17 protein-coding genes are annotated in these 23,741 nt (G+C 75.0%); 9 read left to right on the forward strand and 8 right to left on the reverse strand.

What is annotated here, in order from left to right:
* Positions 1 to 59: 59 nt before the first annotated feature.
* The 4 genes from ACTVZO_RS03315 to ACTVZO_RS03330 all read right to left on the reverse strand — a co-directional run bounded on the left by ACTVZO_RS03315 (position 60) and on the right by ACTVZO_RS03330 (position 4,778).
* Positions 60 to 365, reverse strand: a complete 306-nt coding sequence (locus tag ACTVZO_RS03315; protein ID WP_443296891.1) for a hypothetical protein — start codon at positions 363 to 365, stop codon at positions 60 to 62.
* Between the two features lie 65 nt (positions 366 to 430).
* The gene (locus ACTVZO_RS03320; protein WP_443296892.1) at positions 431 to 2,368 is read right to left on the reverse strand and encodes a helix-turn-helix domain-containing protein; all 1,938 of its coding nucleotides are present in this window, start codon (positions 2,366 to 2,368) and stop codon (positions 431 to 433) included.
* Between the two features lie 124 nt (positions 2,369 to 2,492).
* The gene (locus tag ACTVZO_RS03325; RefSeq protein WP_443296893.1) at positions 2,493 to 3,920 is read right to left on the reverse strand and encodes an MFS transporter; all 1,428 of its coding nucleotides are present in this window, start codon (positions 3,918 to 3,920) and stop codon (positions 2,493 to 2,495) included.
* 66 nt (positions 3,921 to 3,986) lie between these two features.
* Positions 3,987 to 4,778, reverse strand: coding sequence for a 3-hydroxybutyrate dehydrogenase (locus ACTVZO_RS03330; RefSeq protein ID WP_443296894.1), 792 nt, complete (start codon positions 4,776 to 4,778; stop codon positions 3,987 to 3,989).
* Positions 4,779 to 4,943: 165 nt separating this feature from the next.
* On the opposite strand from ACTVZO_RS03330, the gene ACTVZO_RS03335 reads away from it, so the two are divergent.
* Entirely contained in the window at positions 4,944 to 5,741 is a 798-nt protein-coding gene (locus ACTVZO_RS03335; protein WP_443296895.1) for a class I SAM-dependent methyltransferase, read from the forward strand.
* Between the two features lie 6 nt (positions 5,742 to 5,747).
* On the opposite strand, the gene ACTVZO_RS03340 is transcribed toward ACTVZO_RS03335, so the two are convergent.
* Positions 5,748 to 10,424: a hypothetical protein gene (locus ACTVZO_RS03340; RefSeq protein ID WP_443296896.1), complete on the reverse strand. Its 4,677-nt coding sequence runs from the start codon at positions 10,422 to 10,424 to the stop codon at positions 5,748 to 5,750.
* A gap of 153 nt (positions 10,425 to 10,577) precedes the next feature.
* Between ACTVZO_RS03340 and ACTVZO_RS03345 the strand changes: the two genes are divergently transcribed.
* Positions 10,578 to 10,757: a hypothetical protein gene (locus tag ACTVZO_RS03345; protein ID WP_384228121.1), complete on the forward strand. Its 180-nt coding sequence runs from the start codon at positions 10,578 to 10,580 to the stop codon at positions 10,755 to 10,757.
* Between the two features lie 24 nt (positions 10,758 to 10,781).
* Here ACTVZO_RS03345 and ACTVZO_RS03350 read toward each other — a convergent pair whose 3' ends face one another.
* Positions 10,782 to 11,210 carry a nuclear transport factor 2 family protein gene (locus ACTVZO_RS03350; protein WP_443296897.1) on the reverse strand — a complete coding sequence of 143 codons (429 nt, stop codon included), beginning with the start codon at positions 11,208 to 11,210 and terminating at the stop codon, positions 10,782 to 10,784.
* An 87-nt stretch (positions 11,211 to 11,297) separates the two neighbouring features.
* Between ACTVZO_RS03350 and ACTVZO_RS03355 the strand changes: the two genes are divergently transcribed.
* Together ACTVZO_RS03355 and ACTVZO_RS03360 are read left to right on the forward strand one after the other, a co-directional pair.
* Positions 11,298 to 11,873 (forward strand): PadR family transcriptional regulator, encoded by a 576-nt coding sequence (locus ACTVZO_RS03355; RefSeq protein ID WP_443296898.1) that lies wholly within the window; start codon positions 11,298 to 11,300, stop codon positions 11,871 to 11,873.
* Positions 11,870 to 12,643 (forward strand): SGNH/GDSL hydrolase family protein, encoded by a 774-nt coding sequence (locus ACTVZO_RS03360; RefSeq protein ID WP_443296899.1) that lies wholly within the window; start codon positions 11,870 to 11,872, stop codon positions 12,641 to 12,643. The genes ACTVZO_RS03355 and ACTVZO_RS03360 overlap by 4 nt, the downstream gene beginning before the upstream one ends.
* Here ACTVZO_RS03360 and ACTVZO_RS03365 read toward each other — a convergent pair.
* Entirely contained in the window at positions 12,640 to 15,900 is a 3,261-nt protein-coding gene (locus tag ACTVZO_RS03365; protein ID WP_443296900.1) for an amidohydrolase family protein, read from the reverse strand. The two genes, ACTVZO_RS03360 and ACTVZO_RS03365, sit on opposite strands and share 4 nt — an antisense overlap.
* A gap of 151 nt (positions 15,901 to 16,051) precedes the next feature.
* Here ACTVZO_RS03365 and ACTVZO_RS03370 point away from each other — a divergent pair, with 151 nt between their 5' ends.
* The 5 genes from ACTVZO_RS03370 (at position 16,052) to ACTVZO_RS03390 (ending at position 21,692) form a co-directional block, all read left to right on the forward strand.
* Positions 16,052 to 16,945 carry a sigma-70 family RNA polymerase sigma factor gene (locus tag ACTVZO_RS03370; protein WP_443296901.1) on the forward strand — a complete coding sequence of 298 codons (894 nt, stop codon included), beginning with the start codon at positions 16,052 to 16,054 and terminating at the stop codon, positions 16,943 to 16,945.
* 71 nt (positions 16,946 to 17,016) lie between these two features.
* The gene (locus ACTVZO_RS03375) at positions 17,017 to 17,448 is read left to right on the forward strand and encodes a hypothetical protein (RefSeq protein WP_443296902.1); all 432 of its coding nucleotides are present in this window, start codon (positions 17,017 to 17,019) and stop codon (positions 17,446 to 17,448) included.
* Between the two features lie 257 nt (positions 17,449 to 17,705).
* Positions 17,706 to 19,763, forward strand: coding sequence for an RICIN domain-containing protein (locus ACTVZO_RS03380; protein ID WP_443296903.1), 2,058 nt, complete (start codon positions 17,706 to 17,708; stop codon positions 19,761 to 19,763).
* Between the two features lie 137 nt (positions 19,764 to 19,900).
* On the forward strand, positions 19,901 to 20,566 hold the full coding sequence (locus ACTVZO_RS03385; RefSeq protein WP_443296904.1) for a hypothetical protein: 666 nt from the start codon (positions 19,901 to 19,903) through the stop codon (positions 20,564 to 20,566).
* Positions 20,567 to 20,702: 136 nt separating this feature from the next.
* The gene (locus tag ACTVZO_RS03390) at positions 20,703 to 21,692 is read left to right on the forward strand and encodes an endonuclease/exonuclease/phosphatase family protein (RefSeq protein WP_443296905.1); all 990 of its coding nucleotides are present in this window, start codon (positions 20,703 to 20,705) and stop codon (positions 21,690 to 21,692) included.
* Between the two features lies 1 nt (position 21,693).
* Here ACTVZO_RS03390 and ACTVZO_RS03395 read toward each other — a convergent pair whose 3' ends face one another.
* Entirely contained in the window at positions 21,694 to 23,739 is a 2,046-nt protein-coding gene (locus tag ACTVZO_RS03395) for a prolyl oligopeptidase family serine peptidase (protein WP_443296906.1), read from the reverse strand.
* Between the last annotated feature and the right edge of the window lie 2 nt (positions 23,740 to 23,741).

Raw genomic sequence — 23,741 nt, forward strand, 5'->3', positions numbered from 1 at the left:
TGGCGTGCACATGCTAGGCAACAACACCGCCGTCGATCACAGCCGTGCGCCGTGCGCCGCTAGCGGCGGATCGTCGCGGCGGCTCCCACGATGACCGTGCCGAGCGAGCACGTGAGCATGACGGCCCTCAGCCGGCCGGCGTTTCCACAGGTGATGGCGGTCTGCAGCCGGTCCAGCAGCCCGTCCTGGCCCTCGTCGGCCTGATCGGCCCCGTCCCGCCCCGGCTCCCGCGGGGCGTCGGGCGCGGGGCTCCGGTGCAGGAGCGCGCAGTGGACGCAGGGGGCGCGGTCACGGTCACCGTCGGTGGCGTCGAGCCAGTACGCGCCGTCGAGCACCGCGTACGTCTCTGGGGTGGTGGCTTCCATGTCCTTGCAACTGCCCCGCGAGCGGGTCGGGTACGAGCGGGGCCGCGGTCGCAACCGAATCGGTATCAGCGGGTCCGCAACCCGTCGGCCCCGGCTTCGCCGGGCGCCGACACCTGGTGGATGCGCAGGGCCAGTTGCAGTTCCAGGGCCCGCTCCGGCAGGTGCCAGTCCCGGCCGAGGAGCCGCCCGATGCGGTCGAGGCGCTGCACCACGGTGTTGACGTGGACGTGCAGCGCCGCCCGCGTCCTGGCCTGGCTCATGCCCAGCGCGAAGTAGGTGCGCAGGGTGTGGGTGAGGTCGGTGCCGCGCTTCGCGTCGTAGTCCAGGAGCGGGCCCAGGACCTGCCGTACGTAGCCGCCCAGGTCCGTCTGGTCACCGAGCAGGAGGCCGACGAAGCCCAGGTCGGCCAGGGCGGCGCCGGTCCCCCGGTGGCCGAGGGCGTGCAGGGCGGCCAGGCAGCGGCGTGCCTCCGCGTGCGCCTCGGCGAAGTCCGGCGGCCCGGTCACCGGGCGGCCCGCCGTCCCGACGGTGACCGGGACGGCGACGGCCTGCCCCAGTTCGACGGCGAGCGAGGCGGCGCAGGAACTGGGGGTGTCGGAGGGGCAGATGAGGACCACGTCGTCGTGGTGCTGTCCCGCCAGCCCCTTGCGGGCCTGCGCGGTGCGGGCGGCAGCGGCCAGCAGCCGCGGACGGGGGACCGTGTCGGCGTGCAGGACGAACACCGCGTGCGGCTGGCCGAGGTTCACGCCGAGGCGGCGGGCCCGGGCCGACAGCCCGGCTGGATCGGCGGCCCGGGTGAGGAGGTCGCCCAGCAGTTCGCCCCGTACCCGGTCCTCGGTCTCGGCGACCGAGCGGCGCAGGAGCAGCAGCAGGGCGGTGACGACGCTGGCCCGCTCGAAGAGCCGGCGGTCGGCGTCGTCGAGGTCGGGGCGGCCGGTCAGGGCGATGCTGCCGAGCAGTTCGTGTCCGGCGAGGACCGCGCACACCCAGGTGCCCTGCACCGGGACCGCGCGGCCGCCCGCCCGTGAGGCGGCCACGGCCTGGGACGGCGGGGGCTTCGGGTCGGCGCCCGCCCGGGCGAGTTCGGCGCCGTCCGCGTCGTGGATGAGCATGCCGCCCTGCAGGACGGTGCCGATGGCGGTGGCGACCTCGGTGATGCCCGCTCCGCGCAGCACCAGGTCGGTCAGCCGGTCGTGGGCGTCCTCGGCGCGCCGCATGGCCCGGCTGTGGGCCTCGATCGTCTGGGAGGCCGCGTTCAGGTCGACCAGTGCGGTACGGGTCTCCTCCAGGAGCCGGGCGCTGTCGATGGCGATGGCGGCGTGGTCGGCGAGCGAGGCGAGCAGGGCGACCTCGTCGGGGGTGAAGGTGCGGGCGGTGCGGTCGGCGGCGTAGAGCACTCCGATCACGCGGGTGCCCAGGCCCAGCGGTACCCCGAGGATGCCCCGCAGGCCCTCTTCCGCGACGGCGCTGTCGATGGTGGCGGTGTGCTTGAACCGCGGGTCGTCGCGGTAGTCCCCGGTGGTGTAGGGGCGGGCCGTCTCGGCGACGAGTCCGCCCAGCCCCTCCCCCATGCCCAGGCGCACCTGCTGGAAGGCGGCCGAGACCGAGCCGTCGGTCACCCGCATGTAGGTGTCGCCGGCCTCGTCGTCGTTGAGGGACAGGTAGGTGACGTCCGTACCGAGGAGGAGTTTGGCCCGGTGGACGATGGCCCGCAGGACGGCGTCCAGGTCGCGCAGTGCCGCCAGGTCCCCGGCGGTGTCGAAGAGGGCGGCCAGTTCGGCCTCGCGGCGGCGGTGCTGGCTGAGGGTGCGGCGGATGGCGAGCGCGACCCGGGTGGCCTCGGCGATCTCCTGGGTCCGGGCCGCGGAGAGGCCGGTCTGCCGGGCGGCCTCGGCCGGCAGCGAGAAGTGTTCGGCGGGCGCGCCCTCGGCGAGCAGGTCCAGCAGCCGGCGCAGCACGGTCCAGGCCTCGCCGTCGCCGGGGCTCTTCGCTGTGGTGGGCATGTCGGGCTCTCCGTGGTACGGGGCCGGCCGCCGCCGCTGACGACAGCGGCGGCGGCCCGCGGTGCCTTGCCTTGCCTTGCCTTGCCTTGCCTTGCCTTGCCTTGCCTTGCCTTGCCTTGCCTTGCTAGTTGCCGGGGGACGTCAACTCGGCATCGGCATCGGCCCGGCGGCTGCCGGGAACCGGCACCGGGGTCGCGCCGTACGGCCCGGCCAGGTTACGCCCGCGGGTCTCGCGGGCGGCGAGGACGGTCGCGCTCGTGACGAGCGCGGCCGCGGCGAGGTAGATCGAGATCGGCAGCGAGGAGCCGTAGTCGTCGAGCAGGGCCACGGCGATGATCGGGGCGAGGGCGCCGCCGATGATGGAGGCGAGCTGGGATCCCATCGAGGCCCCGGAGTAGCGGACCTTGGTGTCGAACATCTCGGAGATGAAGGCAGCCTGGGGTCCGTACATCGCTCCGTGGAAGAGCAGCCCGACGGTGACGGCGGCGGCGATGACCGGGAAGGACTTGGAGTCGAGCATCGCGAAGAAGGCGAACGCCCAGCCGGTCATGCCGAGCGAGCCGATGAGCGTGACCGGGCGGCGGCCGATGCGGTCGGACAGCGCGCCCCACATCGGGATGGTGACGAAGTGGACGGCGGAGCCGATCAGTACGGCGTTCAGGCCGGCGCTCTTGGACAGGCCGAGGTGGGTGGTCACGTAGACGAGCAGGAAGGCGGTGATGACGTAGTACGAGATGTTCTCGCCGAGGCGGGTGCCGATCGCGGTGAGCACGCCGCGCCAGTTCGTCCGGAACACCTCCACGACGGGCGGCTTCTCGGGGCCGCCGGTACCCGCGGCGGCCTGCGCGGCGGCCTTGGCCCGGGCTTCGAGGAAGAGCGGGGTTTCGGAGACCGACACCCGGATCCACAGGCCGATCACCACGAGCACGCCGGAGAGCAGGAAGGGGATGCGCCAGCCCCAGGCGAGGAAGGCCTCGTCGGACTGGACGGCGGCCAGCAGGGCGAGGACGCCGGTGGCGAGCAGGTTACCGCCGGGGGCGCCGGCCTGCGGCCAGGAGGCCCAGAACCCGCGGTTCTTGTCGTCGCCGTGCTCGGAGACCAGCAGGACCGCGCCGCCCCACTCGCCGCCGAGGGCGAAGCCCTGGATCAGGCGCAGCACGGTGAGCAGGATCGGAGCGCCGACGCCGATGCTCGCGTGGGTGGGCAGCAGGCCCATGGCGAAGGTGGCGCCGCCCATCATGAGGAGGCTGAGCACGAGGAGCTTCTTCCGGCCGATCTTGTCCCCGTAGTGGCCGAAGACCAGACCGCCCAGCGGGCGGGCCGCGAAGCCGATCGCGTAGGTGAGGAACGCGAGGAGGGTGCCGACGAGCGGTTCGCTGCTGGGGAAGAACAGCTTGTTGAAGACGAGGGCGGCGGCGGAACCGTAGAGGAAGAAGTCGTACCACTCGATGGTGGTGCCGATGAGGCTGGCGCTGATGACCCGGCCGATGCCGCCTGTGGACGGCTGGGGCGGCTGGGCCTGCGGAGATGTCCGGGATGCCTGGGATGACATGGCGGGGATACCCACATTTCGGCTGGGGAGGGAACGGGAGGTGTGCGGTGCGTCGGGGAGCGGCGTTCAGGCGGCGGTCCAGCCGCCGTCCAAGGGGATCGAGGCGCCGGTGAGATAGCCGGTGTGGGGTCCGCAGAGCCATACGGCGACGGCGGCCACCTCCTCCGGTTCGATCAGCCGCTTGACGGCGGAGCGGCCGAGCATCACCTCGCCGACCACCTGGTCGGCATCGATGCCGTGTGCGGCGGCCTGGGCCGCGATCTGGCGTTCGACCAGGGGGGTGCGTACGTAGCCGGGGCTGACGCAGTTGCTGGTGATGCCGTGCGGAGCGCCTTCGAGGGCGGCGACCTTGCTCAGTCCCTCCAGGGCGTGCTTCGCCGTCACGTATCCGGCTTTGAACGCGCTGGCCCGCAGGCCGTGCACGCTGGAGATGTTGACGATCCGGCCCCAGCCCTGCGCCCGCATGTGCGGCAGGGTCCGGCGGAGCAGCAGGAACGGGGCGTGGACCATCACCTTCTGGATGAGTTCGAAACGGTCCGGGGGAAACTCGGTCAGCGGCGCCACGTGCTGGAGGCCCGCGTTGTTGACCAGGATGTCGATGTCGGCCGGCAGACCCTCCACGAGGTCGCCCCGGGCCAGGTCCACGACGTGCGGGACGCCTCCGATCCGCTCGGCGACCGAGGCGGCCGCGCCGGCGTCGATGTCCACGACGTGGACGCGGGCCCCGGCCGCGGCGAGGGCCGTGGCGCAGGCGCGCCCGATACCGCTTCCGGCCCCGGTCACCATGGCGGTGCGGCCCGCCAGACCGGCACCGGCACCTGCTGTCCCGTCGAACGCGGGAGTGATTCCGCTTGTCATGGCGGGAATCATGCGCGACGGCCCCGCGCCTCTCCCATGTGCGTACCCACCACACTCGGACCCGTGGAAGTGTGTGCCATCCCCAGAGGACACGGCGGGGCGGCCGGCCCGCGGTGGCCGGATCGTGCGCTCGTGGGCCGGGCCGCGTCCGGCGATGATGGCCCGATGGCCGAACAAGTGGGCACACGGGGGGTGGAGGCGATCCGGACCGGGGTACGCCGGGCGGACGCGCGGCCGGTGGAGCACACCGGTGCGTACGCCGCTTCGGCCGAGTTCTACGACCTGCTGCACGCCCGGTCGTACCACCGGCACGCGCAGGCACTGGCCGCTCCGGCCGCGGCGGCCCGGGTCGGGATCGTCGAGGTCGGCGCGGGCACCGGCCTGGTCACACAGGTGCTGATCGACGCGTCGATCGTGCCGGTGCACGCCGTCGAACCGGCGCCCGCGATGCGGGCGTTGCTGCTGTCCCGGCTGCACCCGCCGGTCGGCGGCTCGGCCGCGGACCGGGTGACGGTGCACGCCTGTTCCGCGCGCGAGCTCTCGCTCACCGGCCAGGCGGACCTCGTGGTGTGCCTGCGGATGATCCCCTGTCTGCCGCCCGAGGAGCGGCGCGCGCTGTGGCGGACCATGGCCGGTCTGCTGGTACCGGGCGGTGTGCTCTTCCTGGACCGCCCGCCGTCCCGGCTCCCGGCCCGTCCCACCCGGCGGTCGCTGGGCGAGGTGCGGCTGGGCATCGACAGCTACCGCGGCCAGGTCACCGCACGCGCTGACGGCGACGGCCGCATCCGCTGCGACTACACCTACCTGGTCTGCCGTCAGGGCCGGATCCTGCGGCGGGCCCAGGAGACCTTCCTGCTCTGGCCGATGACCGCGCGGGAACTGGCCGGCGAGCTCGCACGGGCCGGCCTCGGCCTGGAGGACGACCTGACGGCGGACGTGCTGCGCGTCCGCCGCCGGGCCTGACCGCGGTCAGTCCGCCGGCCCGGCCTCGGGCCGGCCGCCCCCGGCCCGCGCCCAGGCCCTCGCGAACAGTTCGTGCGCGGGGACCGGCGACAGGATGCGGGGGAAGGGGCCGTGGAAGTCCGCGGTGTCGGCGGACACCCCGTGGTCGGCGAGTTTGGCGGTCTCCAGCGGCAGGTGGGGGGCCTTGAACTCCGCCCACGCACCCGGGACGAAGACCGTCCGTCCCGCGCGGGCCCGCTTGCCGGTGTGGATGGCGCCCGCCGCCTCCAGTTCCGCCTGGGCCGCCTTGTGGCGGGCGGCGGTCCAGCCGTTCCAGCGGCGGACACCCCGGTCCGTGGGCCGGGCCAGGGCCAGGAGCTGGAGGTACAGGGCGGCGGCGTCCGCACCGACCCCGAGGGTGCGCACGGCCTCGGCGACCAGCTCCGGGGCGCTCAGCGCCGGATTCAGCTCGTAGCCGCCCGGCGGCACGGGCGTCGACGCGGCGCGGGCCACCATCCGGGCCGGCCCCTCACCGCACACGGCCTGGATCCTCCCGAGGGCCTCCAGCACACCGGGCAGGCCCAGTTCGCCGCAGATCCGCACCGCGCGGTCCACCCGCTCCTGATCGGCCAGCGCGGCCGGGCGCAGGAACACGTCGCGGCCCGGCGACGCGACGACGAACAGCCCGTCGTCGTAGGCCGCGGACGGCTCGGTACCCTCCCGGTAGGGCGGCTCGGGACAGGGCAGCACCGTGCCCGCGTACGGGAGGAAGGCCGGGTCCCGGACCGCCGCGCGGCCCAGCGCCGCGTCCCAGCACAGCGGGATCAGCGTCCGCGGGTCGTCCAGCCGCGCCCGCAGGGCCCCGTGCAGGGCGGTGGCGCCCCGTACGACCGGATCGCCGACCGGACGTTCCGTCAGCGCCCAGGCCACGACGGACGCGGGCTCGGCCGGGAAGGGCCCTCCGACGCCCACCCGGCGGCCGGCGCTGCCGTCCGCCTCGGCGTGGTGCAGGTCGAGCCCGCCGCTCCGGTTGCCCACGAGGACGTACCCGCCGCCCGGGGTCCCGGCCGCGGCGGCTCCCCCGGCCGCCAGGGCGCGGGCCCAGCCGTCGCCCAGGCCCAGATCGGCCTCCAGCGCGGCCACGAGCTCCTCGTCCACGTACGGGGTGGTGCCGAGCCGCTCCGCCCAGACCGCGGCCATCCGTTCGGCCGCAGCGAGCACCGCGCCCTCCTCCCACAGCCCGGCCGGGTCCTCGGGCATGCCCGCCGCGAGCAGCGCGCGCCGCCCGGCGTCGCCCAGGCGGTGGCAGAAGTCGTCGTACTGACGGGCCGTGGCCCGGTTGGCCTTGTACGGTGCCGCGCGCAGCAGTTTGAGGTGCGCGTCGTGGTTCGCCCGCCGGGGCAGCCCGCCGAGGACCAGGGCGGCGATCGCGCGCCGCACCCCCGTACGCCGCGAGAACAGCTCCAGTGCCTCGGGCGGCGGCGCGAGCGGTCCCCGCTCGGCCACCGTGCGCAGCAGCCGGGGCAGCCGCACCGCGTCGTCCCGGCCGATGGTGACGGTCTCGTACGCGTGGTCCGCCGGGACCACGGCGCCGGCGGACCGCCCGGCCTCGGGTCCGGCCTCGGGGGCCGGGTCTGCCGCGGGCTGCACGAACCGTGCCAGGCCGCCGCGTGCGGGGCCGGCGGCCACGCGGCCGCCCGCCGCCATGCAGCGGGCCAGTTCGGGCTCGGGCGCCCGGCCGGTGCGCCACCGGCTGCCGTGCTCGGCGTACGGCTGGCCGCTCCACGTCTCCAGCAGGGCCGCCAGGGCCGCGCGCTCCGTCTCGGCGGTGGTGTCGACGGCGGCCCGCCAGGCCACCGCGTCGATGCCGCCCAGCAGTGCGGCCCACTCGGCCGGGGTGGCGGGCAGGGCCAGCCGGCGCGTCTCGTCGTCGATCTCGCCCCTCAGGTGGCGGCCGTCCGCTGCGAGCGCCGTCAGGGTCGCGGGATGCGGCCCGGGCACGAAGGCGTCGTACGGCCGGACCTCGGGCAGCAGCCCGCCGAGCGCGGGGGCCAGGACGGTGTCCGCGACGGGCTCGGCGAGCCGCACGACCGGCCCGGACCGCATGATGCCCACCCGGCGGGACAGTTCCTCGCGCCGCCGCCGGACACCGGCCGCGAGGAGCGCCGCGCGGACCACGCCGTCCACCACGCGCGGCTCGGTCACCTCGGGCAGCGCCCGGCCGATCACGGCGCACACGCCCGTTTCGCCGGTCGCCTCGAGGAGCGCCCGTACGGTCTCGTCGCCGATCGCGCGCAGTGCCTTGGACGACGGCTCGTCGCGGACGGTGAGGAAGTGCCAGTAGGCGGGCGGCGGGACCGGGCCCGTGCTGTGGCTGGAGGGCCGGTCGCGGTAGGAGCGGTCGGGGGCTCGCAGGCCGTGCACCTCCCACAGCAGGGAGCCGTCCTCGGCGGCGTGGCAGCGGATGGCCGACTCCCCCGCGAGCACGGCGTCCTCGCCTCCCTGGGGCATCCGGACGATGCCCCAGGGGCGGCGGCCGGGGCGCCTGCTGCGGTAGCGGGCGCGGCGGCCGTCGATCCCCTCCAGCAGGAAGTCGCTGGGCGAGGGCCCCGCGTACGGCGTGCGGTACAGCACCCGGCAGCCCGTCAGGTTCCCGTCCTGGCCCAGGGGCGAGGCGGGTGCGCCCTCCGGCAGGGCGGCAAGGGTCAACTGGTCGCGGAAGAGGGCCGTTCCGGCCGGTACCTCGGCGGTGCGGTGGAACTCGGGCAGGCCGGCCCCGGCAGCGCGCACCCCGGTCACGGGGTCGACACGGGCCCAGTCGTCCCCCGAGGAGAAGACCTCGGAGCTCCAGATGCCGGCGCCGTCGCCCATCTGGAAGTCGTGGTGCCGGATGCCTTCGCGGCCGCCGGGCCGCAGGACCCCCTCGCCGTCGTGCCGGCCCGCGCCGTCCGCGCTCTCGAACTGGTATCCCAGCCCGCCCTGGATGCTGCCCAGGTAGGGCCGCAGCCCCCGCGACTGCTCGGGCCGGAACACCTCGCCGGGGCTGCCGGACCAGAAGGCGTGAGTGGCGAGGGGGCTCTTGGGGTCCGTCGTCCAGCTCACCAGGAACTGGCCGCCCGCGAAGTGGACCGCGTGGTGCGCGGCCTCCTCGGGCAGCCGGAACGCACAGGCCGCGCGCACCTCCGAAGGGCCGACGGCGACGGCGTTCTCCCGGTCGTAGAGGGTCAGGACGGGCCAGGTGCAGGTGACGCCCGCGAGCCCGCCGGGGGCGAAGCCGGCCAGGGCCGCGTCCAGGGCCGGCCAGCCCAGCTCCTCGGGCAGTCCGGCGCGCAGGGTGCGCGCGAGGGAGCCCGTCAGGTCCAGGGAGGCCAGGACCTCCTCGATGCCGTCCAGGGCCGTGGCCGTCGGCCGGTCGAGCAGGTCGCGCAGTTCGCCGACGGCCTCGTCCGCCGCGGCCAGTCCGCCGCCCGCCAACGCCCCGATCAGGCTCTCGATCCTGGTGTGCACCTCGGCGGCGATGCCCGCGTTCTCCGGGAGCCGGGTGATCGCCGTGCCCGTGCCCCGCAGACCGGCGTGCACGGTGCCCTCCAGCCGCGGCCCGAACACCGGGTCGGCCGCCAGGGCCTTGAGGTCGCGCCGCGACCGCTCGCCCCAGAAGTGGAGCCGGACCGCCTCGCCCGGGTCCTCCACCGCGAGTCCCTCGGCGAGGCAGAGGTCGAGCAGGTCGGCGTCCAGGCCGGGACAGTGGTAGCGGTCCTCGTGCAGCCGGACGGGCTGCCCGGCCGCGCGCAGCCGCGGTGCGAACCGGGCCACCAGGTCGAGCAGTTCGGGCGGCATCGGCTGCCGGGACACGCCGCCGTACGGCTCCCTGCGGTGGGAGTACGCACGGGTGTAGCGCCCGAGCCAGGCGGCGGGGCCGCCCTCCGGGGTGATCCGCCCGGCGGTCACCGCTCCGGCCGCGCCCGAGCGCAGCAGGAGCCGCAGCCAGGCCGCCGCGTCGTTCCTCGACTCCGGGAACACCTCCAGCAGCAGGGCGTTCGCCCCGTCGTCCTGCGGGTGGTCGGCCAGCAGGGCGGCGACCGCGTCGAGCAGGGTGTCCGGTACGGCCTTCCCGCGTGCCGCGCCGATCAGCGGGGCCAGCACCCCCGCCTCCTCGGCCGCGTCCAGCCCGGCGGCGCGCGCCGACGCCCGGACCCTGCGGGCCAGGTCGGCGGGCGGTCCGCCCGGCGAGGCGGCCCAGGCGGTGAGGAGCCGTACGTACTCGGTGTGCGCGTCGGCGGGGGCGAACTGCTCGGCCAGCCATCCCTGATGGCCGCTCAACTCCGCGACGGGCAGGGCTCCGGCGCGGGCCAGCAGCAGCGCGTTCTCCCGGCGCCAGGCGGGGTCGACGGGCAGGGCGTGCTCGCGCTCGGCGGCGCGGGCCAGGGTGTACGCCCGCCCGGCGGCCTTCGGGTCCCAGGACAGGAGGCGGTGGGCCATCGTGTCCCAGAACCAGGGCAGATGGGCCGGCGGCAGCCGCCGGGCGAGGGACGTCATCCCGTCCAGGGCGCGGCCCGCCTTCGGGTACGCGCGCGACACGCGGTCGCGCACGTCGGCGAGCAGGCCGGCCGCGGCGGCTTCCGCACCCGGGTCGTGGGCGCGCACCCAGTCGGCGTACGCCTCCGACCTGTGGGGTTCCGACGGAAGGGGAACGGGAAGGTTCATGCCCCCGATCCTGCCAGGCCGCACTGACAACTCCGCCGCGGAGTCTGATCAGAACGGTTTGTGCGTACTCGTGGGTATCGCGACCCGATGGCGCCGGGATTTGATACTTCTGGACCAGTCCGTGCGCACACTGCCCGCGGGAAGGACGTGACCATGCTCGATTTTCTGCGCCCCAGGACCGTTGTCTGCCCGTACTGCCGGGCCACCGACAAGGAGGGGGTCGCGCGGACCCTGAGCGCCGTGGCGGACTCGCTGTCGGTGACCTGGCACACGGCGGCGTGCCCGCACTACGCCGCCGACCTCATCCTCGCCGACGGCGAGAAGAGGCCTTAGGCCGTAGGCCGTTCACGGCCGGTGTCAGGCGGCGGGGCCGGGCACCAGGCCGTCGGCCACCAGGCCGGCCAGGACCGCCTGGCCGAGAGCCTGTACGGCGGACTGCGGGCGGACCATGACGGTGAACTCCTTGACCCGGCCCGCCTCGTCGAGCTGGAGCATGTCGATCCCGTGGATCTGCTTGCCGTCCACCACGGCCCGGAAGGGCAGGATCTCCGTGGGGGCCTCCGTGCCGTCGGCCCCGGTCTCGGCCGTGCCCTCCAGGTGGCCGACGTAGCGGATGTCCTCGAACACGCGCAGCAGGACGCCGAAGAGCGCCAGCACCATCGGCTTTCCCTCGAACGGGGTGAACTTCACCGGGCTGTAGAAGCGGATCTCCTCGGCGAACAGGTCGTCCAGCACGCTGAAATCGCGCTTCTCCACGGCGGCGCGGAAGCGTTCGGCAGTCTCCATGACCCCTCCTGATACTCAAGGATGTGAATAGTCAGTTTCTTGAGTATGATGCACCGGACGGACGAGGCGAGGGAAGGGGCTGCCGCGATGGCCTTGCGACACGCCGTGCTGGCGGCACTGCTCGACGGCGAGTACAGCGGGTACCAGCTGGCCAAGGTGTTCGACGTCAGCGTCGCCAACTTCTGGCCCGCGGTCCCCCAGCAGCTGTACGCGGAACTGGCCAAGCTGGAGAAGGAAGGCCTGGTGGCGGGCCGGCAGGTGGTCCAGGAGAACCGGCCCAACAAGCGGCTCTTCCACGTCACCGACGCCGGACGCGCCGCGCTGGAGGAGTTCGCGGCGGCCGCGGCCAAGCCCTCGGTCATCCGCGACGACCTGCTGGTCAAGGTGCAGACCGCCGACCGTGTCGGGACCGCGCCGGTGATCGAACAGCTCGAAGCCCGGGCGCTCGCCGCCGAGGCCAAGCTCGAACTGCTCGACACCCTGCTGCGGCGGATGCGCGGCGACGCGGACGAGGACGAGTTCCTCCGCAGCGGCGAGCGGATCGGCGGCTACCTGACCTGCCTGCGCGGCATCGCCTTCGAACAGGGCCACCGCGACTGGTGTCTGCGGACCGCGGCCGTCCTCAGGGGAAGACTGACCGGGGAAGAGGACGACCACGCGTGACGAACGCTACGTACCTGCGCTACGTCGCCCTGGGCGACAGCCAGACCGAGGGGATAGGCGACGGCGACGACACCACCGGACTGCGGGGCTTCGCCGACCGGTTCGCCGAACACCTCACGGCCGCGAGCCCCGGACTGCGCTACGCCAACCTCGCCGTGCGCGGGCGCCTGGCCGGCCAGGTCCGCGCCGGACAGCTGGCGCCCGCCCTGGCCCTGCGCCCCGACCTGGTCACCGTCGTCGCCGGGGTCAACGACCTGCTCCGGCCCCGGTTCGACGCGGACGAGGTCACCGGGCACCTCGAGGAGATGTTCGCGGCGCTCACGGCCTCCGGGGCCCGCGTGATGACCGTGACCGTCCCCGACCTGGGCGAGATCGCGCCGCTGGCCCGGCCCATCGCCTCGCGCGTGACCGGCCTCAACGACCGCGTCCGCGCCGCGGCAGCCCGGCACGGGGTCACGGTCGCCGAGATCGCCGCGCAGCCCGTCGCCACCGACCCGCGGCTCTGGACCGCGGACCGCCTGCACGTCAGCGCGCTCGGTCACGCGCGCATCGCCGCCGCCCTCGCCGAGGCCGTCGGCCTCCCCGGCAGCGACGACTCCTGGACCCTCCCCCTGCCGCCGCGGCCGGCGCCCGGACCGCTGCGGGTCGCGGGAACCGAGCTGCGCTGGGTGGCCGGGTTCCTCGGCCCGTGGATCGGCCGCCGCCTGAGCGGCCGCTCCTCCGGCGACGGCCGCACCGCGAAGCGCCCCGACCTGCTGCCGCTCGGCTAGCTCGTCCGGCCGGCGTCCGTGCAGCAGCCGTCGCGGAGCATCTGGTCCAGGACGGCGCTCCAGTCGCCGGCGGGCCGGGCCCGGCCGTCGGGCGCGCCAGGGGCGGCGGGAGCGGCGGAACGGGTGAAGGCCCGCACCAGCGTGCCGCGTTCGCCGACGACCCCGCCGCGCACGGTCGCCCGTACGCGGACCAGGTCGTCGAAGTCGGTGAAGGGGTCGCCGTCCACGAGGGTGAGGTCGGCGATCCGGCCGGTCTCGACCGTGCCCAGGTGGTCGGCCACGCCGAACACGCGGGCCGGGGTACGGGTGACGGTGGTGAGCGCCTCCGCCGGGGAGAGGCCGTACCGGTGCAGGGCGCGCAGGGCCAGGTGGAGGTGGAGGCCGACCGGGGTGAGCGGTGCGTCGGTGCCGAGCGCCAGTCGGCCGCCGCCCTCCAGGAGCCTCCGGTAGGTGGTGACTTCCCGCTCCAGGACCTCGCTCTGCTCCGCGGTCGGCGGGTGGGCGGCTGCGGCCCGGACGGCCTCCACGTCCCAGGGCGGCATCAGGGCGGTCACCCGGGGGTCCGCGGCGAGCGCCGGGTCGGCGCCGAGCAGCGGCAGGGCCGTGAAGGGCGTGGCGATGAGGTCGAAGCCGCCGCGGGTGTAGACCTCCAGGGTGTCCTGGTGGGTGTGGCCCGCCGGGGTGGCGCCGTGACCGTACTCGGCGCGCTCGGTCGCCACCAGGTGCGTGGTCAGGTCCTGGCCCGCCTGCACGCCCGGCGCACACAGGTGGGAGCCGGCGAGCACGCCCAGCCGGTCGTGCGCGAACCGGGCGGCTTCCTCCATGAACGCGTACGGGGCACGGACATACGTCTTGACGAAGTCCCAGTCCAGCGCCTCGGCCCGGGTCAGCGAGCGGGCGAACCCCGCGCGGGTGCGGTGGGCGCGGCCCATGCTGTAGGCGACCCGGGAGCCGTCGAGGAGTTCGCCGCCGGCCAGCAGCCGGGGCCCGGTGAGCCGGCCGGCCCGGATGTCCTCGCGCAGCCGGGCCTGTTCGTGGGCCGAGCCGCCGAGGGAGACGGCGGTGGTGACCCCGTACGCGAGGTGCAGCGCGCCCTGCCGGGCACCGTAGGTGTAGGGGTACGGGTGGACGTGCGCATCCCACAGGCCGGGCAGGACGGTGCCGGTGGAGGCGTCGACGAGGCGGGCCGCGCGGCGGCCCGGCCGGTGGGGCTCGACGCCGGTGATCCGGCCGCCGCTGATCAGGATGTCGACGCCGGCGCGGGGCGGCCGGCCCGTGGCGTCCCACAGCAGTCCGGCGTGCACGACGGTGTCGACGGGGGCGGGACGGCGGTGGCTCAGGGCGAGCGGCACGGTCCGGGGCCCGGCCGCGGGCGCGCCCGAGCCGTCCAAGGTGAGCAGGCGCAGCCGGGCGCCGGACTGGTAGAGGAGGGAGCGGGAGTCGGCGGACCAGGAGGGGTGGTCGGCGGGCTCGTCGGTGAGCGTCCGGGCCGGGCCGGCGGGGGTGCCGTCGGGGGCGACGGGCAGCAGCCACAGGGCCGACTCGCTGACGCAGGCGAGGAACCGGCCGTCGGGCGACCAGACGGGGCCGGAGGCGTAGCGGTCCGAGAGGGAGGCGTGCGGGGCGAGCGCGTGGAGGCGGGCGGAGCCGGTGGTCGTGTCGACGATCCGGATCAGGTTGTAGCCCTCGCGGAAGCGTCGGCTGAGGCGGTTGCGGTCGCACAGGGCGACGTACCGTCCGTCGGGCGACCAACTGGGCGGGCCGGGCAGGCCGCCACCGCCGAGGGCGGCGGCCAGGGGGTTCTCGGCGCCGGTCGCGAGGTCGCGCACGAGGAGCCGTCCGGCGAGGTCCAGGCACGCGAGCCGCCCGCCGTCGGGCGAGAGGGAGCCGTAGACGCGGCCGCCGGCTGCGAGGACGCTCTCGCGGCCGCTGTCGAGTTCCCTGCGGCGTACCGCGTTCAGCCCCTCGCGGTCGTCCGTGTAGACCAGGGCGCTGCCGTCCGGGGTCCACACCGGCCCCTGGACGTACGCGGTGGCCGGGGCCTGGACGATCTTGCGCGGCGCGCCGCCCGCGACGGGCGCGACCCACAGGGCGTTGAGTGCGGCGAAGGCGATGCTCCGGCCGTCGGGCGACAGGCACGGCAGGTGGATGCCGCGTACCGGGCGGCTCCGCTCGGCCTCCAGGACGTACTCCTTGAACCGGCGCCGGGGGCGGGGCACTTCGAGGGTGGCGTCGAGGGGGATCACACGGCCGGTGGTGTCCCGGCCGGGTTCGATCACCAGGAAGCGGCCGTCGAGGGTGATCAGCAGGCGGTCGTCGCCGATCCAGCGCGGCGGTGCGGGGGCGAGGTCCCCGTCCAGGCCGACCCGGCCGCCGTCCACGTACAGGCTCAGGGTCTCGGCCTTCCGGGGGCCCGGAGCCGCGGACAGCCAGGCGGTGCGCCCGGCCGGGGAGAGCGCCGGGGTGCGCAGGCTGCCGTCCGCGACGGTGTGTTCGGTCCGTACGGGGCCGTGCCCGTCGGCGGGGACGGAGGCGAGGGTCCGGGCGGTCAGGGTCTCACCGGTCAGCGTGCCGCGGACGAACAGCACGCGGGAGCCGTCCGGCGACCAGACGGGGTCGAAGTCCTCCCACTCGCCCGCCTCGTCCTCCCCGCCTTCCCGGCCGCCTTGACCGGGTACGCCGCCCTGCCCGGGGCCGGACTGCCCCGGAAGGCCCGTCAGGCGGCGCAGGCGGCCGTCGGCGACCGAGACCGTCCAGATCCGGTACGGACTGCCCGCCACCGGGTCGCCGCCGCGTTCGGAGCAGAAGGCGAGGGTGCGGCCGTCGGGGGACCAGGCGGGCGCACGGTGGTCGAACGGCCCGTCGGTGAGCGGGCGCAGGCCCGAACCGTCGGGGCGCATCACCCAGATGTGGAAGGCGCCGCCGCGGTAGGCGCTCATCGCCACCTGACGGCCGTCCGGGGAGAAGACGGGGCGGCCGGGTTCCAGGTCGGGCGGGGTGAGGGGGGTCGCGGGCGATCCGTCGGCGGGGAGGGACCAGAGGATGTTCTGGACCTCGGCGATGACGCGGTCCCCGGTGGCGGTGGCGGTCGCCGCTCCGTTGGTGGCGCGGGTGAAGCGCAGCCGGACCGGGTCGCCGGCCCCGGCCCCGGGGGCGGGGGCGTCCGGTGCCGCGGCGGCCGTCGGGGGGCGGCCCGCCAGCGCCGCCAGGGCGCCGGCCGAAGCCGCCCGCAGAACCGTCCTGCGCGCCATGCGCATGCCGACCACCCGCCTCACGTACCGGTCGGTGACCGCCCGGTCGCCCGGTCACCCCTCGGTCACTCAAACGATCACGGTCCCGCCGCGGCAACGGGCCGTCGGTTATCGTCCGTTGCCGCGGCGGACGCGACGGAACACGGGGATGTGACGGATGAACGACCAGGAGCTCCTGGCGCGGCGGTTCGAGGAGCACCGCAGCCACCTGCGGGCCGTCGCCTACCGCATGCTGGGCTCGGTCGGCGAGGCGGAGGACGCCGTCCAGGAGACCTGGCTCAAGCTGAGCCGTTCGGACGCCGAGGCGGTGGAGAACCTGGGCGGCTGGCTGACCACGGTGACCGGCCGGGTGTGTCTGGACGTGCTGCGCTCACGGAACACGCGGCGCGAGGACCCGTTGCACGACGGGGAAGGCCGGATCCGCATCCCGGACCCGATCGTCGGCAGGGCGGACGGCCTCGACCCCGAGCAGCAGACGCTGCTCGCGGACTCGGTCGGCCTCGCGCTGATGGTGGTCCTGGACACCCTCTCCCCCGCCGAGCGGCTCGCGTTCGTCCTGCACGACATGTTCGCCGTGCCCTTCGACGAGATCGCCCCGGTGCTCGGGCGCAGCGCCGCCACCACCCGGCAGCTCGCCAGCCGGGCCCGCCGCCGCGTCCAGGGGGCGGAGCCCGCTCCCGACACCGACCGGGGCCGTCTGCGCACGGTCGTCGACGCCTTCCTGGCGGCGGCGCGCGGCGGGGACTTCGAGGCGCTCCTCGCCGTCCTGGACCCGGAGGTCGTGGCGCGTTCCGACGGCGGAACGCTGCTGCCGGGCATGCTCCGCCGCGGCGCGGCCGAGGTCGCCTCCCAGGCGATCGCCTTCGCCCGGTTCGCCGAAGCCGCGTACCCGGTGCTGGTCAACGGCCTTCCGGGCGTGGTGTCGCGGTCGCAGGGCCGGCCGCTGTCGGTCATGGCCTTCACCGTGCGGGACGGCAGGATCACCGCCCTCGACATCCTCACGGACCCCGAGCGCCTCGCCCGCCTCGACCTGACCGCCGCCGACGCCTGAACCACCCGGCGCACGCCCGGTGGGGGCGGGCGGCCCCGGCCGCGGCCCGCACCGGAGGATGTGGCCCGTGAGTGACATGCCGAGCCCCCTGCCGGAACCGCTTCCCGGACCGGTCCCGGCGCCGGTCCCGGGACCGGCGCCGGGGCCGATACCCGCTGGACTTCGACAGCGTCGACATCCGGTTGCCCGGCGGCCCGCAGGTGGAGGTCAAGTCGGCGGCCTACCTCCAGGAGTGGGGCCAGCCCAAGCCGTCCGCCATCACGTTCTCCATCGCCGCGGCCGAGGGCTGGGACGCCACGACGGGGGCGGTGGACCCGGCCCGGCGGCGCCTCGCGGACGTGTACGTCTTCTGCCTGCGCACCACGGGGACGAAGGCACCCTGGATCCCCTCGACCTCGCGCGCGATTGTCCCGTTGTCGGTGCCCAGCAGGGGGATGTGGGCGGATGCGGGCGGTTCCTCACGGGTCGTAACGGAGGCAATTCGACTGGTAATTATTGGGTGAATACCCAACTGAATTCCCGTCAACGAGACTCCGGATCGTATCACGGTTTAATAACGACTCCCCCTTAAAGGACTAGGCCAATCGCATGCGACGCGCGTAACTTGCCTTTATTCATTGACAGTTGATGGTTCGTCAAATTCAACCGACAGGTAACGGAACGATTTCTCAAAGCGCACCCCTCTTTGTCCGAATTCTCCGGCGCATTCGTCTGGCAGGCTTCCGCGCACCCAGTGTTCCGATCTCGACTTGAGGTGCCCATGCCAGGACGACGTAGACGGCGCGAACACCGCCGCAAACCGCGGCGGTTGATACTCCTCACCGCCGCCATGGCCGCGGCGGCGGTGATAGCCGGCGGCATCGCGTACTCAGGAAGCGGTGACGGGGCCCAGGCCGCGGCCCCCGCGGAGGCCGCCGCAGCGGAAGCCGCCGCGCCGGCCGCCGCACCCGCCCGCGACCAGGATCCGGAGCCCATCGCCGGCGCGCCCGCCAACGAGAGCGCGCGCGGCATGGTCTACGACGGCCTCGAAGCCGCGCCGAAGGGCGACAAGTGCGTCGGCGTCTACCGCACCGGCGCCGGCCACTGCACGCACGGCCCCGACGCCCCGCCCAAGGGCGTCGACATCACCAAGGACATCGCACCCGCCGTCCAGGCCTCCGCCCCGGCGGCCGACCCGGCCAAGCCCGCGGCCGACGACCCCGCGACCACGGAAGGCGGCGGGCGTCCTCAGGACGCGCCCGCCGCCGACGCCACCGCCGCGTCCGCGAAGGCACCCGCCCCCGCGGCCTCGGCCTCCGGCGGGCAGGCCGTCGCCGCCGGGCCCGCCGGCCAGACCGTCCAGTGCGACGGCGACGGCAGCACCGGCAACCGCGTACAGGTCGTCTACGTCCACGCTCCCGGCCGCGACCGCTACTCCGAGTACGTCGCCTCGTTCCGCAAGTGGGCGGCCGACGCCGACCTCATCTACTCGGCGAGCGCCAAGGAGACCGGCGGGGTCCGGCACATCCGCTACGTGACGGCCGCCGACTGCACCCCCACCGTGCTCAACATCGAGCTCCCGGCCTCGGCGCTGGCGGAGTTCAGCGCGACCAACGCCGCGCTCGCCGGCAAGGGACTCGACCGCCGCGACCGCAAGTACATGATCTTCGCCGACAGCCAGGTCTACTGCGGCATCGGCACCTTCAACGGCGACGAGCGCCCCGGCCAGGCCAACCTGAGCAACTTCGGCCCCTCGTACGGGCGCACCGACTCCGGCTGCTGGGGCGGGCACACCGCCGCGCACGAACTCGGCCACAACCTGGGCGCGGTCAACAACAGCGCCCCGAACACCAGCCGCGGCGCGCACTGCACCGACGAGTTCGACGTCATGTGCTACTCGGACACGCCGTACTACCCGCAGATGCGCAACATCTGCACCAACCAGGCCTCCGAGAACATCCTGGACTGCAACCACGACGACTACTTCCACACCAGTCCCAAGGCGGGCAGCTACCTCGCCACGCACTGGAACATCGCCGACAACCAGTTCCTGATGAAGAACAAGGGCGGGGGCGGCACCGACCCGGGTCCGAACCCGAACCCCACCCCCACCAAGAAGCCCACGCCGACGCCGACCAAGAAGCCCACCGGCGGACCGGCCGTGACGGCCGGCCAGATCCAGGCGGACTCCGTCGTGGTGAGCTGGCCCAAGGTCGAGGGCGCCGCCTGGTACCAGGTCGTGCTCGGCGGCAAGCACCTGGCCTGGGTGCAGTCCCAGGCGCTGCGCATCTACAACCTCCGGCCCGACACCGCGTACTCGGTGACCGTCTCGGTCCGCGACGCCTCCGGCCGTGACAGCGGACCGGGCAAGGCCGCCTCGTTCCGTACGACGGGCGCGGGCGGCGGCGCGACCACCCCGGGCGCCAAGTACCTGCTCGGCAACGGCAGCACCGGCATGAACGCCGAGGTGTGGGGCGGCCGCGGCGCGGACGGCACCGTGCTCGTCGGTGCGCGGGCCAACGGATACGCCCAGCAGCAGTGGTACTTCGACGACGCGGGCGGCGGGCAGGTCCGCATCCGGTCCGCGGTCTCCGGCAAGTGCCTGCAGCCGGGCGGCAGCCCCGCCGCGGGCATGTGGGTCGCGCAGCAGCCCTGCGGCGCCAACGGCGCGCAGGCCTGGAAGCTGGCGTCCCGCGGTGGCGCGGTGACCGTCACGGACCCGAGCGGCGGCTTCGCGCTGACCGTGAGCAACCGCCCCTACTACGGGAACTGGCTGCTCGACCTCCAGCGTACGGACGGCCGCGCCACGCAGGCGTGGACCGTCCAGAAGGCCGGCTGACCCACCGGTCGACCGGCCCGTTGACCGGCTGACGGGTGGTCCGTGACCACCCGGGCACCGGCCCACCCCCGGCGGACGGCCGCACGACGCGGCCGTCCGCCGGTCCCCTCACCCCAGCCACCCGGAGCACCGCCACGATGCGCATACGAATCGCTTTTCCGGCCCTGCTGGCCGCAGTCGGCCTCATGTTCCTGACCCCCGTCGTCGCCCACGCCCACGGTGACACCGTGAAGGTGACGGTGACCGGGCAGCGGGACGGCCACGTCACCGCGGACATCACCTGGGAGAACGACGGCGACGCCGTCGACGAGGCCGTCGCCGCCACCGTGAACGCCGTCAGCACCGACGGCTCCCGTACGGCGGGACCCTGGCGCCTGATCCGCGACATCGCGGCCGGACCCGCGGGCTGGACCACCGCCGAGACGCTGCCGCCCGGCGCCTGGAAGGTCAGCGTCGACGTGGGGTTCCCGGCCCTCGGACACGGCGACCTCGCGGTCTCCGTACCCGTGGTGGACCCGGCGCCCACCACCGGGGCCTCGGTACCGGCACCGGCGCCGACCGCCCCGGCGTCCGCGGCCGCATCGGCTCCCGCGTCCGCGTCCGCGTCCGCCGCCGCCCCCGGCGCGACCTCCTCGGATCCCGCCACCGCGCCCGCCGGCAGCCTGGACCACACCGTCTGGTGGACCACGGCGGGCGTCGCCGCGGCCGCGCTGGCCGGTGCGGCCGGCGGCCTCCTGCTGCGCCGCCGCCGGGTGCGGCGGATGCGCGCCGCGGGCCAGGGCTCCGAGCGGACCTCCGGGTAGCGGTCCCCGCGGCCGCGGCCGGGACGGCGGCGGCCGCGGCCCCGGGCCGAAGGGCGGCGCGCACGGGCAGAAAGCCGACGCGAGGCGGCGGCGCACGGCCAGAACCTCGGCCCCCCTCGCGGACGTCCTCGAGGTCATGAACGTGCAAGCAGACACGCCGACGGACCCGCGCCGCCGCCGGTTCCTCCCCCGCACCGGCCGCGTCCCGCGCGTCGGCCGGGGCCGGCTGATCGCCGCCCTCGCCGTCCTCGTGACGCTGCTGATGCCGCTCCACGGCTGGGTCCCGGACCGGGGCCCCCACCTCGGCAGCCTCGTCGAAACGTTCCTGCCCTGGACCGCCGCGGCGGTCCTGGCGCTGCTCGCGGCCGCGCTGCTGCGCCGCTCCCGGGTGGCGCTGGCCGCCGTCCTGCTGCCCGCGGTCACCTGGGCCGCCCTCCACGGCGGCACGTTCCTCGACCGGGGCACCGGAGGCCCGGCGGAACTCACCGTCGTCACCCACAACGTGGACGACGCGAACCCCGACCCGGAGGGCACCGCCCGCGCCCTCGCCGCCTCCGGCGCGCAGCTGATCGCGCTGGAGGAACTGACCCCGCCCGCGCTGGACCAGTACGAGCGGACGCTCGCCGCGACCCACCCGTACCACGCGGTGGTGGGCACGGTCGGACTGTGGAGCACCTACCCCCTGAGTGCTTCGGCCGGGGTGCCGCTCGTGCCGTGGCGCAGCGCCCTGCGGACCACCGCCGAGACCCCCGGGGGCCCGCTCACCGTCTACGTGGCCCATCTGCCGTCCGTACGGGCCGGCCTGAGCTCGGGTTTCACCACCGGCCGCCGCAACGAGGCCGCCGGGCGGCTGGCCGCTGAACTGGCCTCCGCCCCGGCCGGGCGCACGCTCCTGCTCGGCGACTTCAACGGCACCACCGACGACCGGGCACTGGCGCACGTGACGGAACGGTTCCGCTCGGCCCAGGAAGCGGCGGGCGCGGGCTTCGGCTTCAGCTGGCCCGCCCGGTTCCCCGTGGCCCGCATCGACCACATCCTGGTCCGGGGCCTGACCCCGGTCTCCGCCTGGACCCTTCCGGCCACCGCCAGCGACCACCTGCCGGTGGCGGCGTCGCTGCGAGGGTGAGTCAGGCGCCGGGGGTCAGCCGCTCCCACAGGAAGGTGTGCACGAGCGCCTCGTTGAACGCCGTCTGCTCGTGGTCGGTGGCCCCGGAGTGGCCGCCGCCCAGGTGCTCGTGGAACAGGACGGGGTGGCCGTGCTCGCGCAGCCGGGCGGCCATCTTGCGGGCGTGCCCGGGGTGCACGCGGTCGTCGCGGGTCGAGGTGAGGAGCAGCAGGGGCGGGTACGCGGAGCCCCCGGTCCGGATCCGGTGGTAGGGGGAGATGTCCGCCAGGTGGGGCCGGTCGGCCGCGTTGTCCGGGTCCCCGTACTCGGCGGTCCAGCTGGCGCCCGCGAGCAGCCGGTGGAAGCGGAGCATGTCCGTCAGCGGCACGAGCGAGACGACGGCGCCGAAGAGCTCCGGGTAGCGGGTGAGCATCGCGCCCATGAGGAGGCCGCCGTTGCTGCCTCCCTCGATCCCCAGCTGGGCCGGGGTGGTGATACCGCGGGCGGTGAGGTCCCGGGCCACGGCGGCGAAGTCCTCGAACGCCCTGACCCGGTTCGCCCCGAGGGCCGCCTTGTGCCAGTCCGGCCCGTACTCGTGCCCGCCGCGGATGCCCGCGACCACGTACGTCCCGCCGCGTGCGAGCCAGGCCCGGCCGGTGACCGCGCTGTACTGCGGGACCATGGAGATCTCGAAGCCGCCGTACCCGTACAGCAGCGTGGGCCCGGGGCCGGGCCGGTCCTCGGGGCCGACGACGAAGTACGGGACCCTCGTGCCGTCCGCGGAAACCGCGAAGTGCCGGCGCACGTCGAGGCCCTCGGTGTCGAACAGCGCCGGCCCCCGCTTCACGCTCTCGCCGGCGCCCTCGCCCGCCGTGCCCCGGTAGAGGGTGGACGGCTGGAGGTAGCCGGAGACGTTGAGGAAGTACTCGTCGCCGACGTCCGGGTCCGTGCAGGTGACGGACGCCGTGGACAGCGGCGGCACCCCGGCCAGCGGCGCGCGGCGCCAGCCGCCCGGGCCCGGTCCCGGGGTCAGGAGCTCCATCCGGGAGGAGACGTCGGCGCGGGTGGTGAGGATCAGGTGGTTGCGGGTCCAGCTCCATCCGGCGAGCGCGGTGTGCGCGTCCGGGGTGAACAGCACCGTCGCCTCCCGCTCCCCCGCCCGGAAGGCCTCGAAGTCGAAGGCCAGCAGCGTGCCCGCGGCGTGGCCGAGCCACGGCGACTTCGGGGCGACGATCAGCCACTCCCGGTGGACGGAGGCGCCGGCGTCGTCCGGTACGCCGATCTTCTCGGGCCGCGCCGCCGGTCGCGCCGCCGGTCCGCCCTCCGGGAGCAGGAACAGCTCCTGGTGCCAGAAGTCGATCTGCCGGTGCAGGAAGTGCCGTTCGAAGCCCGGGGTGTCGTCGTACCAGCCGGTGGCCGAGATGTCGGAGGCCCGGCCCTCGTAGACGAGTTCGGCCTCGTCCAGGGGTGTGCCGCGCCGCCAGCGGCGCACCTGGAGCGGGTATCCCGAGCCCGACATCGAGCCGGGGCCGAAGTCCGCCCCGATCCAGACCTCGTCCCGGTCGATCCACCCGATGGTGGTCCTGCCCTCGGGGACCTCGAACCCGCCGTCGGCGAACTTGAGGGTCCGCAGGTCGAACTCGCGCACCACGCAGGCGTCCGCCCCGTCCCGCGACAGCAGCACCAGGGCGTGGCGGTGGTCCGGACCCAGGACCCTGCTGCCCGCCCAGGCCCACTTCTCGCCCTCGGCCTCGGCCAATGCGTCGAGGTCGAGGACCGGCTCCCAGACGGGCCGGTCCTTGACGTACTCCTCCAGCGTGGTGCGCCGCCAGAGCCCGCGCACGTGCCCGGCGTCCTGCCAGAAGTTGTAGAGGTGGCCGCCGCGGCGGACGACGTAGGGGATCCTGCCGTCGTCGTCGAGGACCTCGCGGATCGCGCTCTCCAGCACCTTGAAGGCGGGGGTCCCGGTCAGCGCGGCCACCGTCTCGCCGTTGCGCTCGCGGACCCACCCGAGGGCGGCCTCGCCGGTGATCTCTTCCAGCCAGAGGTACGGGTCTTCATCGCTCATCC

Source organism: Streptomyces sp. IBSNAI002 (assembly GCF_052244475.1).
GTDB lineage: Bacteria > Actinomycetota > Actinomycetes > Streptomycetales > Streptomycetaceae > Streptomyces.

Excerpts from the sequence above, each read along its gene's own strand:
- ACTVZO_RS03315 (WP_443296891.1), bottom strand. The coding sequence starts at position 365 with ATGGAAGCCACCACCCCAGAGACGTACGCGGTGCTCGACGGCGCGTAC.
- ACTVZO_RS03320 (WP_443296892.1), bottom strand. The coding sequence starts at position 2,368 with ATGCCCACCACAGCGAAGAGCCCCGGCGACGGCGAGGCCTGGACCGTG.
- ACTVZO_RS03325 (WP_443296893.1), bottom strand. The coding sequence starts at position 3,920 with ATGTCATCCCAGGCATCCCGGACATCTCCGCAGGCCCAGCCGCCCCAG.
- ACTVZO_RS03330 (WP_443296894.1), bottom strand. The coding sequence starts at position 4,778 with ATGACAAGCGGAATCACTCCCGCGTTCGACGGGACAGCAGGTGCCGGT.
- ACTVZO_RS03335 (WP_443296895.1), top strand. The coding sequence starts at position 4,944 with ATGGCCGAACAAGTGGGCACACGGGGGGTGGAGGCGATCCGGACCGGG.
- ACTVZO_RS03340 (WP_443296896.1), bottom strand. The coding sequence starts at position 10,424 with ATGAACCTTCCCGTTCCCCTTCCGTCGGAACCCCACAGGTCGGAGGCG.
- ACTVZO_RS03345 (WP_384228121.1), top strand. The coding sequence starts at position 10,578 with ATGCTCGATTTTCTGCGCCCCAGGACCGTTGTCTGCCCGTACTGCCGG.
- ACTVZO_RS03350 (WP_443296897.1), bottom strand. The coding sequence starts at position 11,210 with ATGGAGACTGCCGAACGCTTCCGCGCCGCCGTGGAGAAGCGCGATTTC.
- ACTVZO_RS03355 (WP_443296898.1), top strand. The coding sequence starts at position 11,298 with ATGGCCTTGCGACACGCCGTGCTGGCGGCACTGCTCGACGGCGAGTAC.
- ACTVZO_RS03365 (WP_443296900.1), bottom strand. The coding sequence starts at position 15,900 with ATGCGCATGGCGCGCAGGACGGTTCTGCGGGCGGCTTCGGCCGGCGCC.
- ACTVZO_RS03370 (WP_443296901.1), top strand. The coding sequence starts at position 16,052 with ATGAACGACCAGGAGCTCCTGGCGCGGCGGTTCGAGGAGCACCGCAGC.
- ACTVZO_RS03380 (WP_443296903.1), top strand. The coding sequence starts at position 17,706 with ATGCCAGGACGACGTAGACGGCGCGAACACCGCCGCAAACCGCGGCGG.
- ACTVZO_RS03385 (WP_443296904.1), top strand. The coding sequence starts at position 19,901 with ATGCGCATACGAATCGCTTTTCCGGCCCTGCTGGCCGCAGTCGGCCTC.
- ACTVZO_RS03390 (WP_443296905.1), top strand. The coding sequence starts at position 20,703 with ATGAACGTGCAAGCAGACACGCCGACGGACCCGCGCCGCCGCCGGTTC.
- ACTVZO_RS03395 (WP_443296906.1), bottom strand. The coding sequence starts at position 23,739 with ATGAGCGATGAAGACCCGTACCTCTGGCTGGAAGAGATCACCGGCGAG.